The sequence below is a fragment of the Rhizobium sp. H4 genome (genome assembly GCF_003013335.1).
Classification (GTDB): domain Bacteria; phylum Pseudomonadota; class Alphaproteobacteria; order Rhizobiales; family Rhizobiaceae; genus Rhizobium; species Rhizobium sophoriradicis.
On the sequence record NZ_PSOW01000012.1, the window covers coordinates 1 to 13920 of the forward strand.

Consider the following 13920-nt stretch of genomic DNA (forward strand, 5'->3'; position numbering starts at 1 on the left):
TCACCGGGTCCTTGTGGATGACGCTAAGTAGCTCACGCAGTCCAATTTTGCAATTACGTCTCAGTCTGAACCCGCTCGCCACAAAAAATAGGCTGCGGCGTCAAGGTGCGGGTGTGACACCGGTTACGGAATTTCCCTTAATAATTGAGGATCATCATGCTTCAACAGCCGAAGCATTTGAGGGGAAGGGGAATGACTGACAATTCGAAATCCTTGGCAGAACTCGCTGCGATGAGAGCACGCCAGGAACTCACCGATGAGCAATTCGAGGACGCGCGAAAGTTATTATCGCCGGCGGTGCCGACTGAACCACTACATTTTCACGCACGCCGAACGCCGAAGAAAAGCGGAGATGTTGGAAGCGGCATCCTCGTATTGCTGATCATCATCGGCGGGTTGTGGTGGCTGGGATCATCCATCGGGAGCAAGAGCCCGGAGGAGCAAAGGCAAGATGCTGCAGCGGCGAGCGCCAAGAAGGCTGAAGACAAACGAAAGGGCTTCCACTGTCTTTCTGCCTGGGACGGTTCAGACCGTCAGCTGGTCGATGCTGTGAAAGAGTCGCTACGGGATCCGAGCAGTTTCGAGCATGACGAAACGAGGATCGCGCCCGTCAATACGCAAGGCGAGCATTTTGTCGTCATGACTTTCCGGGCCAAGAATGGCTTCGGAGGCATGAACGTCGGGTCTGCAACAGGTGCGGTCAGGCAATCGGACTGTGCACTTGTGCGCTGGAATTTGGTCTCGTCGTAGCGCTGAGGCAGCTGCCCAGCTATCTAGCCAGGTATCCCCTTCCCGAATCTCTGCCCTTGAGCTACATCCAGCTGTCAGCCACGGGATCATCTCATGACCATTTTTCGCGAAGTCGCCCTTTGGATCTCCGGAATTCTGGGTTTCGCATGCCTAGCGGTGGCGCTCGCCGTTGCCGTCGAGAAGATTGCCGAGATCCCACAGTGGGGTATCAGCCATCCGCTGGTTCTGGCGTTCCCTCTCATCTTTGTCTGCATTCGCTTGTGGATCCTCGAGCGCCGATCTACCCAGCGATAGCCCTACCCGGCAGACGTTTCCAGGTGTCCTAGCCTCCTAGCCAGCTTGATAGCTACCTGGCTAGGAGCGATCTCTTCCATGCCTGTCCACTTTCGGCTAGATGGGCGATACAGTCTGGGGATTCGATCGATGCGCAAAGCCGCGATATTCTGTGCCGTCGTCTTGGCGGGGGTCATAGCCTACGGTTACGTTGACGCCGCTATGACCGAGAAAGCGGTGATCGATATACAGCCGCGGGTCATCGAACCCCTATCTCTTGCTTTCGATACAATGAACTCGATGCAGCCCTTCCAGCGGGGACAGCTGTTTATCATGCTCATGTATGACGCTGACCGGAGCAGGACGATTACTTCGATTCATGTTCAGGGCGATGTCATGGAAGGTGACAAGCTGATCGAGCATTTCGACGCGCCGTGCCAGCGCGGAGGAAATGAGGATTTGTCGTTCCCTGGAAGGACGCTCGACGGAAGCGTAGTGACCGGCACCAGCCGGCAATGTTTCATCAAGCTCAAGACTGCATTGCCGGTGGGGAAGGATGCTAACGGCGCAACTAGCATGGTCGACATCGAGAACAATGAGAAACGGGTCTTCTCGATGAACGTGATCAACTCGTTCTATAGCGCCCGCAGCAGCCATCCTCCGCTGACCTACGTCGTTTGGATCAACCGAGCGATCGATTGGCTTCGAACTCCTTTTAAACGCGCCACCCTTCACCCCGCTATCTAGCCGGGTCTTCCCTACCCCGGCCGACGTTCCCCGGCGATTCCATCCTGCCATTGCTATTAATTGTCCACACCCGCCGGACCCAAGGTGAACCAGCGCGCCTGACAGATTACTCGCCATGCTGTTAGCTGGGCACGCTTACGAACAGTCGAAGGCGACGGCGCAATGCCGGCGTTAGCTCCGGAATGTTCTCGCCGTAGAGTTCGCGCAGGAATCTTATCCATTCCTGCTCAGTAGATGAAGAAGAGCCGCCGGCAAATATTTCCTTGATCGCGTCAAGGAACTCAATATCAAACCAACTCCTGAGAACTGACTCGAACAACTGCCGCTTATCGCACCCAAGTGCCTCGGCCAATGGCAGCACCTTATCCAGCGGAACCTTTCGCTCCCCACGAAGAAAACCTTCGACCATATCAGGACCGCGAAAACCAAGGAGGAGAGTGATTTCCTCCACGGTGTAGGGGGAGTTTTCCAGGTGCGCCTGAATGAACTTCGTAACTTCCGAATTGCGTTCTGAATTCATCTAATGTGTCTCATATATTGCTTCTCTCGAATTAAAATATAGCGAATACTAAACGGAGGCCTTCATTTTATATTCGGAAAATTCAGGCCAATAGTAAGTAAATAATTACTTACTATTTGCATATCCAAGGACAATATTGCAAACCAAACTAATACATTATAATAATACGCCGACAATCCATTGAGCCACTGCGATGACCCCGTATAGAAATCCCCACGCCGCATTGCGCGTCGGTCAGATCATAGAGGCACATCTCACGAGATCGGAGCGGTCGTATCGAGATCTCGCCCATCGACTGGGAGTGTCAGACACTAAGGTGGTCTACTTTGTGACAGGCAGACATTACCTCCCTGTAGAATTTGCGAAACCGGTCGCAGAAGCTCTCGGCATCGCCCAGGGCGAACTCATCTACTCCATTCTGCTGCAATATTTCCCTAAAGTGGGGGTAGACGCCATTTGGGAAGCTATTGCCACGCACATCTTTGCACAGCAGGAATCAGGTGAGGAAGGATTGGATGAAAGACGCGAAAAACAGAAGAAGAAGCGGACGAAGTCTCGCTAGCACCGCGGCGAGTTGATCAGGGGACGAGCTCAGCATTTCTCATGACACAAACGACAAATGAAGTTCGGAACCCTGCTTGCTCCCAGGCTGACATCGATACGTGGCGCATACTCAAGAAGGCGCTGAAAACAGGACTTTCAGATCGAGGCTTCACAATCGACGCCGAAGAAGCATCCCTGATCGCGCGTTTCATGCTGGAGCAGATCGAGACTAGCGGTCTGCGTGTCGTGCCTGTGAAGCCGACAACAGAAATGCAGCAGGCCATAAAGCAGGCTCTTGATCAAGGCAAGCGAATGTCCGCCGCTTGGGTCAAGCCGCGCACGAAACAACGGTGGCGCTATAAGGCCGCGGTTGAAGCGGCTCCCAACTGGCGCCGCGGCTATCTACTGGACCTTGGGCTCGATCGCGGACAGCCAAAAGGGTGAAACTATGCCACGTCCTCCAGCGCATCTGCGGTCCTCAAGTGATCCAAGATCAATCCCGGATAGGAGATCGAGTTCACCAGCTTGACGCGATCCTCGAGCATCCCCTGTGGCAAGGTGCCGTAGCGTTGTGTCATCGTGCCGGACGTATGGCCCAGAATGAAGCCAAACTGCTCATCAAGAAAGCCAGCACGACGAAGCGCGTCGGCCGCACCATGCCGGAAGCTGTATAGAGACAAACCGCGACCATCCTTCAGGCCGATCTTTGTCAAATAACGTGGGAAGTCGCGGCTGAAATCTGCAATCATCTGACCGCGATCATTACGCTCAGCCAACGGGAAGAGGCGCTGGCCACCCTTCTCCTTTATCGTGGCGTGGTAGGTCAGGAAACCCAGCTTCACCAATTCCGGATGCACCGGCACAACGCGCATCGAGCCGGCAGTCTTGACGGACTTGTCGCCGTCCCCTTCGGTCGTGATGTGCATGATCCAGTGGCCCCAATCTTCACGCACGTCGTCAACGCCGAGCTGCGCAATCTCCGCGGGACGTGCACCGGAATAAAGCATCACGAGTGGCACCCAAAAGCGGTGATCGCGAATAAGGACATTCCCTGGCTTGCTCCAGAACCGTGGCGCCTCATCGTTCTGGCATCCGGTGAAGAACGGCGACTTGAACAGGGCGTTCATCTCCGCGACCGTGAACGGCTTGGTGGTCTTCTCCTTCGATTTCTTCAGAAACATGTCGGCCGCAGGGTTCGCAGTGATATAGCCATGGTTGGTCAACCAGGTGCAAAACGCGCTGAAGCCGGAAAGATAGCGGTTGACGGTCGCCGTGCTGATTGTCGGCTTCTTCACAGTCTCATTGTGCTTGACGATCTGGGTGAGCGTCATCCCTTCGAACGCTTTAGTCTCGGCTGCCTTGACAGGAAATTGCAGCAATAACGCCTTCCACTCGCGGACGGCCTTCTTGTCGATCCGATGCACCGGGAAGGTGCTGCCAACAGACTCGACAAACAGACCCACGTCTCTGCGAGCCTGCGCCAGCGTGTCGGGCTTGATCTGGTTCGGGTTCTCGCGCGAGTAGCTTTCGAACAGCTCCACGATGGTTTCGCCTGGCGCCGCAGCTTCGCGAGCTCCGCCGGTCGCAGGCCTGACGATCGGATCTTTTGGAGCACCGGAAAAATCCCCCTTGTCACGCTCCAGGGTGCGCTGCAGCCCCTCGATCTCCGCCCGCGTCATCAAGGTGCAAAGCTCGCGGTATTCATCAGAACCCGTATCGACAAGCAGCCGATGCTGGGCAACAAACTTCTTTACTGCAGGCTCGATCAACCTCGTATCGCCGGCCGTGAGCGCGCCCTTCAATGCGTTGAGACGCCGCGCACGGAGGTTTGCGTCATCGGTGCGTGCGCGAAGCATGAGTTCATAGTCGGTGTAGGAGTTGATCATGCCGAAAAGGTTCTCGGACGTGATCTCCCCCATATCGATCTGGCGATATATGTGCTGCAACTCGGCGTCCATCTGCTCGGGTGTCGGCATGGACCGCTGTTTGCGATCATAGCCGTCAATCGTAGCCTCGTAGTGCTGCCAGACGGCGATCGCCTTATCGTCCGAGGTAATTTCTCGGCGCGCACGAACCTCCTCGAATTCAGCGCGCCAACCCTCTATCACGGGCCAGAGGCGCTTCTTCGCTTCGTTCTCATCCTTGGTGCGCAGAGACTTCTTGCGCGTCGTGGTTCCGTAATGCCCGACGAGATCGAGCGGGACATCCAGCCTCGCGTAGTAGGTAGCGTTTCGCCGTTCGAGATATGTAACCCTTGCCAAATCCGCCCATCCGTAGCACTATTCCGGAACACCCAACCGGAACAGTCCTAGAAAATAAGCTGTTTGTTTGCAATAGGTTGTTTTGCATCATGGGCTTACTGAAAGTTGGATTACTTTCCAGGTTCCCCAGCCAATTCTCCCAAATTGATGAGACGACAGCCGTCGATGCGGATGCCTGAACTGCTGCTTGTCAAAGCAGCGAACAGTTGCCGCGTTTCCGGCCGTGATCGTGCGCTTCGATCAACAGCTCCGCTCAGTGGAAAACATCAGACCAGCGCCGCGTCCGATGCTGACGGCACGCCGACGTCGTCGCCGAGCCGACGGATCGGCGACGCAATCGTTCTCGATGAGAGTCTAAACGGCTCGATCGCTACTGTCGCACCGCGGCGCCGTTGCCTTCGACCTGCAGAAACCATTCATATACGGCGCGAACCCCCTCCTCCAGCGAGATGCGCGGCTTCCAGCCCATGTTCTTCAGCTTGTCGTTGCTCATGAGCTTGCGCGGCGTACCGTCCGGCTTGGAGAGGTCGTGGGCGATTTTTCCCTCATAACCGACAACGCGGCAAACCAGCTGGGCGAGCTCGAGGATTTCGATATCCTCTCCCGATCCGACATTCACGTGCTCAGCGCCCGAATAATTCTTCAACAGGAAAACGAGCGCATCTGCACAATCGTCGACGTGAAGAAATTCCCGCCGGGGCGTTCCGGTTCCCCAGATGGTAATTTCGGAAGCTCCCGTCACCTTAGCCAGGTGGGCTTTGTGAATCAGCGCCGGCAGAACGTGACTGGATTGCAGATCGAAATTGTCGCCCGGGCCATAAAGATTGGTGGGCATGGCAGAAATATAATCGCGCCCGTGCTGCTTGCGGTAGGCTTCCGCCAGCTTGATGCCGGCGATCTTAGCGATCGCATACCATTCATTGGTCGGCTCGAGCGGGCCGGTCAGAAGCGCATCTTCAGAAATCGGCTGCGGCGCAAATTTCGGGTAAATGCAACTTGAGCCCAGGAACAGAAGCCTTTCGACGCCGCTGCGATGCGCGGCTTCGAAGATATTGGCCTGGATGATCAGGTTATCGTAGAGAAAATCGGCCGGAAGGGTGTCGTTCGCAAGAATACCGCCAACCTTCGCGGCCGCGAGGATGACCGCATCCGGCCTGTTCGCCTGAACAAACCTTTCGACCTCGTCCTGCCGCTTTAGATCAAGCTCCTGCCGCGTTGCCGTGATGACGGTGCAATTTTCTGAGTGAAGCCTGCGCACAAGTGCGCTGCCCACCATGCCCCGATGGCCGGCCACCCAGATTTTTTTGTTGGACAAGTCGGACACTCAGCTCTCTTTCCTGAAGTTTTGAGCCTTCCAGTGCTTGATATCTTCACGCACCATTTCGGCAGCGAGGTCGCGAACCGGCGTCTTATGGTGCCAGCCGAGTTTCTGACGCGCCTTGGTCGGGTCGCCGAGCAAAAGGTCGACTTCGGTCGGGCGAAAATACCGGGGATCGATCTCGACCAGGCATCGACCGGAGGCCGCGTCATAGCCCTTCTCGTCAACGCCGGATCCCTTCCATTCCAGGGTGATACCGACATCGGCAAAGGCCCATTCGACAAACTGGCGCACGCTGGTCGTCTCGCCCGTCGCCAATACGTAGTCCTCCGGCTTATCCTGCTGCAGCATCAGCCACATGCCTTCAACATATTCGCGCGCATGGCCCCAGTCGCGCTTGGCGTCGAGATTGCCGAGGAAAAGCTTATCCTGAAGGCCGAGATGGATGGCAGCCACCGCCATTGTAATCTTGCGGGTAACGAAGGTTTCGCCGCGAAGCGGGCTTTCATGGTTGAACAGAATGCCGTTCGACGCATGCATGCCGTAAGCTTCGCGATAGTTCACGACGATCCAATAGGCATAGAGCTTGGCAGCGGCATAGGGAGAGCGAGGATAAAACGGCGTCTTCTCGTTCTGCGGCACTTGCTGAACAAGGCCGTACAGCTCCGATGTCGACGCCTGGTAAAATCGGGTCTTTTGCTCAAGACCGAGGATACGGATCGCCTCAAGCAGCCTCAGCGTGCCAATGCCGTCGGCGTCTGCCGTATATTCAGGCGTTTCAAAACTGACGCCAACATGGCTCTGTGCGGCAAGGTTGTAGATTTCGTCAGGCTGCGTCTGCTGCACGATCCGCAGGAGATTGGTCGAGTCGATCATATCGCCATAGTGAAGGATGAAGCGCGGATGGGCTTCATGCGGATCCTGATAGATGTGCTCGATACGGCCGGTGTTAAAAGACGAGGATCGCCGCTTGATGCCATGCACCGTGTAGCCCTTGCTCAAAAGCAATTCGGCCAGGTAGGCACCATCCTGACCAGTTACCCCAGTAATAAGCGCGGTTTTCGTCATTTTTCACGTCGTCTTTCGATGCAATCTTCGGGATGTGTTTATGGAAATGACCGAACGAGTGCAACCCCCATGTAACTGCGGCCAGGCCGGCGAAATGAGCATCGTCGATCCCTTCGGTTGACGTGAGACTGGCACAACGAGACTAGAGCATCCATTTGTCAGATGTCCAAGGGTTAAATATGATTATGGTGACGGAAAGGGTCGGCTTCATCGGGCTGCCCGACTGGGCTTGCGCTTCACGATGAACAGAAAGTGCTGCCTTCGTATCGTCCCGCGCAATCCTGATTTTCGCGGCCGAAAATGGTGTCGATCGATCCACCAGCCCTTCAGTTTGCTCTCCCGCTCCAGGTTTTGATGGCTATCAGCACCCTGGAAGAAAATGTCGATCACTGTGTCTCAGGATTGCAACGACAACCGCTAAACAGCTCCAACTTTGCGTGTGACCCGGCCGTTGTGGGTGTTGTCGTGATCGCAGGATATGCTAAGGCAAATACCCGAAATTAATTAGGTGCAACTGAATGGATGACGCGGATGACCCCTCGCGCCAATTGGTGAGAGCCCTCCTGCGGATCTCCGTGACGATGAATTCGTGACAGCATCCGCTGGCTGTGCCCCTCTCACAAACGGGACGAGAAATTGAGGCGCGACATCCGCTGTGTCAGATATCTGTGAAAAACGACGCGGTTCTCCGGCCTGATCGAAATGTGAAGTAGGCGTCTGCTGACGCGGACGCTGAGGTTAGTCAAAGCATGAAAATTGGCATCTTGTTAGAAAACCCGATCCAGGTCGGCGGCGGATTCAATCAAGCAATCAACGCGATCGTACAACTCCAGCGTATTATCGGAAAACAGCATGAGGTCCTGGTTTTCACGACGATCAAAGCCAGTCTGCAGCATCTCAAGCGGATTGGAGTTCCCGCAGCATACCTGCCTGCCGCCGGAAGGCCATCTCGAATTGCACTCGCCGTTTTGCGTCGCTTAGCCCACAAGGAAATTGGCAAAGCGTGGATGGCAAAGAAGATCGAAAATGCGCTGCTGAAAGCAGGCATGGATCTGGCGTATTTTGTTACACATTCCTCAACTCCGAATTACTTCCGCAAGCTCAACTACATCACGACCGTCCTTGATCTCTGTCATCGGGACGATCTCGAGTTTCCGGAAGTTAGCGCCGATGGCAGATTCGAAGAACGAGAGCGGCACTTTTCCACCTGCCTGCCACGTGCCGTCGCCGTCTTGGTGGCATCACATCAGCTACTGAAGAGCATTGTCGTTCGCTACGGAATTGACGAAGAGCGCATGATTGCTATGCCGTTCGAGCCCTCACCGTTCTTAAGCGAAGCGCATTCGATCGATCGCGCGGCGGTGCTCGGCAATTACGGGCTGAGAGACGGCTACTATTTCTATCCCGCGCAATTCTGGCCTCATAAGAACCATATACGCATTCTTGAAGCGGTCTCGTTGTTAAAGCAAAAGACCGCCGTTAATTCCGACATACGTGTGGTCTTTTCGGGCGGGAACAGCGGTAACTTGGCCCGGATTAAGCAGCAAGCGCAGCAGTTGGGGGTCTCTGACAATGTGACATTTCTCGGCTTTGTGCCGGTCGATCACATGCGCGCGCTTTACGAAGGTGCCTTGGCCGTCGTGATGTCGACTTATTTTGGCCCGACCAATCTACCACCGCTGGAAGCCTGGGCAGTCGGCCGGCCGTTGATCTATTCGGCGCACCTCAATGAACAGGTCGGCAATGCGGCATTGTTTGCCGACGCTGATAACGCAGAGCAGTGGGCCGACGCCATGCTGCGCATACGAGATCCTGCGGTGGCAGTTGATCTGATCGAAAAAGGGCGTAAGCAGCTTGAGGTGGTCGATACGGAGCGGCTCGAAGCCGAGGCTCTCTTCGTTCGCAGGCTCGAGCAATTTGCACAACGCAGGAAGTGCTGGGAATAGCCATGGAATGTGCACCAGTCATACTTTTCGTCTTCAACCGGCCCCTGCATATGGCAAGGACCGTGGCAGCTCTGCAGGCAAACGAAATGGCCGAAGAAACGCCATTGTTCATTTACTGCGACGGTGCGCGCAATGAAAAAGAAGCCGAGCGCGTGCGCCAGGTCCGTGAGCAGGCAAAGGCGGTAACAGGTTTCAAGTCGGTCACCGTCGTCGAACGCGAAAGAAATTATGGCCTGGCAGGTTCCATCATCGATGGCGTGGGGCGTCTGTGCGAGCAATATGGTCGCGTCATTGTCGTCGAAGATGATCTGATAACCTCGCCCGACTTCCTGCGCTACATGAACCAGGGGCTCGACCTTTATGCCAGCGAGGAGCGCGTCGCCAGCATCCACGGTTACGCCTATCCGGTTCCGAATGACGATGCTCCCGAGAGCTACTTCCTACGTGGGGCGGACTGTTGGGGATGGGCCACCTGGGCTCGGGCGTGGAAACATTTCGAACCCGATGGAGCTAAGCTGCTGACGGCCCTGAAAGAGAAAGGCCTCACCAAAGGTTTCGACCATGGCGGGAACGCCTTCTTCGTCAGGATGCTGCGCAATCAAGTTGACGGCAAGAATCAATCCTGGGCGATCCGGTGGCATGCCAGTGCCTATATCGACAACATGTTGACCCTCTACCCCCGCCAAAGCCTCGTGGTGAACTCAGGCTTTGATGACAGTGGGGTTCATTGCAGCGATGTAGATTATTACGAGAGCAGTCTCGGACAAGCGCCAAAGAAATTGCAAAAAATCCGCGTAGAAGTTAACGAACAAATGCGGCTGCGGGTGGTCGGCTTTTTCGAGAAAATGCGCCGTCAGCGAATGAAAGATTTTTACAAACTCGTCTTCTCGGCCGGGGTTAGGCGCATACGCAAAGTGACCGGTTTGGCGGCGTCCTGACGTCTCGGTCGATTTGGGAAAGAAAAACATGATAGAAAAGATCACGAACGGTGGCGAACTGCAGGCCATAATATTGCGGTCGAACTACACGTTCGATGGTATCCAGTTTTTCACGCCGGACGAATTTTCGCAGCAGCTCGCCTATATGAAGCGGCCGACCGGCTATGTCATCCAGCCGCACGTCCACAACGCCGTCGCGCGTGAGGTTCTCTACACGAAGGAGGTTCTGCTCATAAAGTCCGGCGTCGTTCGTGTGGACTTCTATTCCGACGCGCAGGAATATTACGAAAGCGCGATCCTCCGCGCAGGCGACGTCATACTGCTCGCCTTTGGCGGACATGGCTTCGAAATTATCGAAGAAGCTGAAATCATCGAAGTTAAGCAGGGGCCTTATGCCGGGGAATCCGACAAGACGCGATTTGTGCCGTCGGCGCGGGAACTCAAGATAAAGGGTGCCGAATGATCCCCGTCAATGAACCCCTCCTGAATGGCAATGAGAGCAAGTATCTGCTGGAATGCATCGAGACCGGTTGGATTTCCTCCGAAGGTCCCTTCATCACGCGGTTTGAGCGTGAGTTTGCTGCATCTGTCAGCCGCAGGCACGCGATCGCTGTCGCCAACGGCTCAATGGCTCTCGATGCCGGTATGATGGCACTTGGTCTGGAGGAAGGCTCCGAGGTGATATTGCCATCCTTCACGATCATTTCCTGCGCCGCAGCCATCGTGCGAGCCGGATGCGTGCCTGTCGCGGTCGACTCGGATCCTCTGACCTGGAATATCGATCCGACGAAAATCGAAGCGGCAATCACTCCAAAGACGCGCGCGATCATGGTGGTGCATATCTATGGCCTGCCCTGCGATATGGCCGCCATCAACGAGATCGCCCGCCGCCACAACCTCAAGATCATTGAGGACGCTGCAGAAATGCATGGCCAGACATATAACGGCCAGCCTTGCGGCAGCTTCGGTGATGTCAGCATTTTCAGCTTCTATCCGAACAAGCATATCACCACAGGCGAAGGTGGCATGATCGTCACCGATTCCGACGCGATTGCCGATCGATGCCGCGGCCTGCGAAATCTTTGCTTCCTTCCTGCCCGCCGCTTTGTTCATGAGGAGCTGGGCTGGAATATGCGCATGACGAATATGCAGGCGGCTCTTGGTTGCGCGCAGCTCGAGCGCCTGCCGGAATTCGTCGAGCGCAAGCGGGCGATGGGCAGCCTCTATACCGAACTGCTTCAGGATCTGCCGGGCATTCAATTGCCGTTGGCCGAGACATCCTACGCTCGAAATATCTATTGGGTTTACGGCATCGTGTTGAAGGACGATATCGATTTCGACGCGGCCGAAGCGATGAAGCGACTGGCTGCGAAGGGCGTCGGCTGCCGACCATTTTTCTGGCCGATGCATGAGCAGCCCGTTCTGCAGAAAATGGGCTTCTTCAGGGATGTCGATCTTCCGGTTGCGGCGAGGCTTGCGCGACGCGGCTTCTATATTCCAAGCGGTCTCGCGCTCAGGGAAGATCAAATTCGCGAAGTCGCGAGCATCGTCGCGGAGGTCATTCGTTGACCACCAGCTTCGGATTATATTCCCAGTATTACGACCTTCTCTATAAAGACAAGGACTATGAGGGCGAAACATCCTATGTGAAAGCTCTGCTGGATCGCCACGCAACCAGACCCATTACCCAAATTTTGGAGCTGGGATCCGGCACCGGCATCCATGCCGGCATGATTGCCGAAGCTGGATACGAGGTGCTCGGAGTTGAGCTTTCGGAAACCATGCTTGCCGCAGCCATGCCGAGGGCGGCCCAGGCGAAGGGCAAACTTGATTTCTCGCTGGGCGACGCACGTACCTTCCGGACGGATCGACGATTTCAGGCGGTGATTTCGCTCTTTCACGTTCTGAGCTATCAGATTTTGGACGCCGACCTGGAAGCAATGATCGAGACTGTTTCCCACCACCTTGAGGAGGGTGGGATTTTCATCTTCGACTTCTGGTACGGGCCTGCAGTGCTGTGGCAACGCCCCAGCACGCGGGCCAAACGCCTTGAAAATGATGAAATTTCAATCGTCCGTGTCGCGGAGTCGGTCGTGCACGACACTGAGAGCGTCGTAGATGTCAATTACACGATTTTCGCGACGGAGAAGCTGGGTGCCAAGACAGAGATGGTTCGTGAAACCCACCGCATGCGTTACCTCTTCCTCAATGAGATAGATCGCCTGCTCGCAAATGCGGGGATGAGCCGTGTCGTTGCCGAGGAATGGATGTCCGGCGCGGCCCCGGGGACTGACACCTGGGGCGTCTGTGTCGTAGCCCGCAAGAACGCGACTGACCATTGACGACATATTTGAGCGGCCGAGATACCTTGCGTCGAAAAAGAATTGGTTTCTATCTCGGAGTAGGTCGCCATGCCGGCGGCATGTTTCAGTATGCGCAGAGCGTTGTTCACGCCTTGTCCTCGATCGATGGCACCGAAGCCGACGTCATCGTCGCCTACGGCGACGAAGCATGGCGCCCCCAGTTCGACGCCAACGCCCTCAAGGCTGTCCCGCTGCGTCATTGGAAGCGTGGTGAACTGCTTGCCAAGATCTTCATGGTCATGCCCGGCTCCGTTGCGCGTACCCTTGCCGGATGGATAAATCCGCTCGTTCGCGAATTGTCGTCCTTGCAATGCGACTTGTGGATTTTCCCGGCTCAGGACCCACTGACCTGGCAGATCAACGAGCCCTCGGTCGCAACCATCCACGACTTAATGCACCGATACGAGCGCGGCTTTCCAGAAGCTGGAAGTTGGTTGCGCTTTCAGCTGAGAGAAAGCCGCTTCCGCAACCTGGCAAAGCAAAGCGCTGCCGTACTTGTCGATTCGGAGATGGGGCGACACCATGTCATGGAAAGTTACGGGACAAGGGAAGACTACATCCATCCGCTGCCTTATGTTGCTCCGAGTTATCTGACAGGCTCCGTCGAGACCGTCGACTTCGCAGAACGCTACCGGCTTCCGGAAAAATTCTATTTTTACCCAGCACAATTCTGGCCTCACAAGAACCACGCGCGGCTCATAAGAGCGCTTGCCTCAGCGCGCACGATCCACCCCAATATGGAATTGGTCTTGGCGGGCAGCCCAACGCGCGAATATGACACTGTCAAAACCATGGCGGGCGAGCTTGGTCTCTCCCAGGCAATTCATTTCGTCGGTTATGTCCCCGACGCGGACCTTGCTGGATTTTATCATCGAGCCAGAGGACTGGTCATGCCGACTTTCTTCGGCCCAACCAATATTCCGCCTCTTGAGGCAATGGCATGCGGTTGCCCCGTCCTGATTTCGGACAAGTATGGTATGCGGGAACAGTGCGGTGACGCAGCCCTCTATTTCGCGCCGCAATCCATCGAGGAAATACAAGGTGCAATGAACCGTCTGTGGGAAGACGAAGACCTGCATACTTCCTTGATTAAAAAGGGGCTTGAAAGAGCTTCGTTATGGAAGCAAGAGGATTTTGACCGCCGTCTGAAAGTTATTTTGGGGCGTGTCCTCGATCAAATCGCATGATAGATG

General features: G+C 55.5%; 15 protein-coding genes. 11 read left to right on the top strand and 4 right to left on the bottom strand.

Features of this window, described 5'->3' with window-relative positions; genetic code table 11:
• The first annotated feature begins 192 nt into the window (after nt 1-192).
• The 3 genes from C4N04_RS19015 (at nt 193) to C4N04_RS19025 (ending at nt 1770) form a co-directional block, all read left to right on the top strand.
• Nucleotides 193-750: a hypothetical protein gene (locus C4N04_RS19015; RefSeq protein WP_158775566.1), complete on the top strand. Its 558-nt coding sequence runs from the start codon at nt 193-195 to the stop codon at nt 748-750.
• A 93-nt stretch (nt 751-843) separates the two neighbouring features.
• Nucleotides 844-1044, top strand: a complete 201-nt coding sequence (locus C4N04_RS19020) for a hypothetical protein (RefSeq protein WP_106796743.1) — start codon at nt 844-846, stop codon at nt 1042-1044.
• Nucleotides 1045-1173: 129 nt separating this feature from the next.
• Nucleotides 1174-1770 (top strand): hypothetical protein, encoded by a 597-nt coding sequence (locus C4N04_RS19025; protein ID WP_106796744.1) that lies wholly within the window; start codon nt 1174-1176, stop codon nt 1768-1770.
• A 121-nt stretch (nt 1771-1891) separates the two neighbouring features.
• Here the strand turns inward: C4N04_RS19025 and C4N04_RS19030 are convergent, their stop codons facing one another.
• Entirely contained in the window at nt 1892-2290 is a 399-nt protein-coding gene (locus tag C4N04_RS19030) for a hypothetical protein (protein WP_106796745.1), read from the bottom strand.
• 328 nt (nt 2291-2618) lie between these two features.
• Here C4N04_RS19030 and C4N04_RS31600 point away from each other — a divergent pair, with 328 nt between their 5' ends.
• Together C4N04_RS31600 and C4N04_RS19040 are read left to right on the top strand one after the other, a co-directional pair.
• Nucleotides 2619-2852 carry a hypothetical protein gene (locus C4N04_RS31600; RefSeq protein ID WP_158775568.1) on the top strand — a complete coding sequence of 78 codons (234 nt, stop codon included), beginning with the start codon at nt 2619-2621 and terminating at the stop codon, nt 2850-2852.
• Nucleotides 2853-2893: 41 nt separating this feature from the next.
• The gene (locus C4N04_RS19040) at nt 2894-3277 is read left to right on the top strand and encodes a hypothetical protein (RefSeq protein WP_106796747.1); all 384 of its coding nucleotides are present in this window, start codon (nt 2894-2896) and stop codon (nt 3275-3277) included.
• Between the two features lie 2 nt (nt 3278-3279).
• On the opposite strand, the gene C4N04_RS19045 is transcribed toward C4N04_RS19040, so the two are convergent.
• The 3 genes from C4N04_RS19045 to gmd form a co-directional block, all read right to left on the bottom strand.
• Complete coding sequence (locus C4N04_RS19045) at nt 3280-5094, bottom strand: site-specific integrase (RefSeq protein WP_106796748.1); 1815 nt, start codon at nt 5092-5094, stop codon at nt 3280-3282.
• A 370-nt stretch (nt 5095-5464) separates the two neighbouring features.
• On the bottom strand, nt 5465-6418 hold the full coding sequence (locus C4N04_RS19050; RefSeq protein ID WP_106796749.1) for a GDP-L-fucose synthase: 954 nt from the start codon (nt 6416-6418) through the stop codon (nt 5465-5467).
• On the bottom strand, nt 6419-7480 hold the full coding sequence (gene gmd / locus C4N04_RS19055) for a GDP-mannose 4,6-dehydratase (protein WP_106796750.1): 1062 nt from the start codon (nt 7478-7480) through the stop codon (nt 6419-6421).
• A 749-nt stretch (nt 7481-8229) separates the two neighbouring features.
• Here gmd and C4N04_RS19060 point away from each other — a divergent pair.
• From C4N04_RS19060 to C4N04_RS19085, 6 genes are read left to right on the top strand one after another with little or no spacing between them, the layout of a single operon-like run.
• A complete protein-coding gene (locus C4N04_RS19060; protein ID WP_106796751.1) occupies nt 8230-9426 on the top strand; it encodes a glycosyltransferase family 1 protein in 1197 nt (398 codons plus the stop codon).
• Nucleotides 9427-9428: 2 nt separating this feature from the next.
• Entirely contained in the window at nt 9429-10364 is a 936-nt protein-coding gene (locus tag C4N04_RS19065; RefSeq protein WP_106796752.1) for a glycosyltransferase, read from the top strand.
• 28 nt (nt 10365-10392) lie between these two features.
• Nucleotides 10393-10827, top strand: coding sequence for a hypothetical protein (locus C4N04_RS19070; RefSeq protein WP_016734708.1), 435 nt, complete (start codon nt 10393-10395; stop codon nt 10825-10827).
• On the top strand, nt 10824-11933 hold the full coding sequence (locus C4N04_RS19075) for a DegT/DnrJ/EryC1/StrS family aminotransferase (protein ID WP_106796753.1): 1110 nt from the start codon (nt 10824-10826) through the stop codon (nt 11931-11933). Before C4N04_RS19070 ends, C4N04_RS19075 begins: the two co-directional genes overlap by 4 nt.
• Entirely contained in the window at nt 11930-12706 is a 777-nt protein-coding gene (locus C4N04_RS19080; protein WP_106796754.1) for a class I SAM-dependent methyltransferase, read from the top strand. Before C4N04_RS19075 ends, C4N04_RS19080 begins: the two co-directional genes overlap by 4 nt.
• Complete coding sequence (locus C4N04_RS19085; protein ID WP_245425621.1) at nt 12703-13914, top strand: glycosyltransferase family 1 protein; 1212 nt, start codon at nt 12703-12705, stop codon at nt 13912-13914. Before C4N04_RS19080 ends, C4N04_RS19085 begins: the two co-directional genes overlap by 4 nt.
• Nucleotides 13915-13920 lie beyond the last annotated feature (6 nt).

What these genes read in the sequence shown, in the direction of transcription:
- C4N04_RS19020 (WP_106796743.1), top strand. Translation starts at nt 844, where the DNA reads ATGACCATTTTTCGCGAAGTCGCCCTTTGGATCTCCGGAATTCTGGGT.
- gmd (WP_106796750.1), bottom strand. Translation starts at nt 7,480, where the DNA reads ATGACGAAAACCGCGCTTATTACTGGGGTAACTGGTCAGGATGGTGCC.
- C4N04_RS19065 (WP_106796752.1), top strand. Translation starts at nt 9,429, where the DNA reads ATGGAATGTGCACCAGTCATACTTTTCGTCTTCAACCGGCCCCTGCAT.
- C4N04_RS19025 (WP_106796744.1), top strand. Translation starts at nt 1,174, where the DNA reads ATGCGCAAAGCCGCGATATTCTGTGCCGTCGTCTTGGCGGGGGTCATA.
- C4N04_RS19060 (WP_106796751.1), top strand. Translation starts at nt 8,230, where the DNA reads ATGAAAATTGGCATCTTGTTAGAAAACCCGATCCAGGTCGGCGGCGGA.
- C4N04_RS19015 (WP_158775566.1), top strand. Translation starts at nt 193, where the DNA reads ATGACTGACAATTCGAAATCCTTGGCAGAACTCGCTGCGATGAGAGCA.
- C4N04_RS19070 (WP_016734708.1), top strand. Translation starts at nt 10,393, where the DNA reads ATGATAGAAAAGATCACGAACGGTGGCGAACTGCAGGCCATAATATTG.
- C4N04_RS19075 (WP_106796753.1), top strand. Translation starts at nt 10,824, where the DNA reads ATGATCCCCGTCAATGAACCCCTCCTGAATGGCAATGAGAGCAAGTAT.
- C4N04_RS19030 (WP_106796745.1), bottom strand. Translation starts at nt 2,290, where the DNA reads ATGAATTCAGAACGCAATTCGGAAGTTACGAAGTTCATTCAGGCGCAC.
- C4N04_RS19040 (WP_106796747.1), top strand. Translation starts at nt 2,894, where the DNA reads ATGACACAAACGACAAATGAAGTTCGGAACCCTGCTTGCTCCCAGGCT.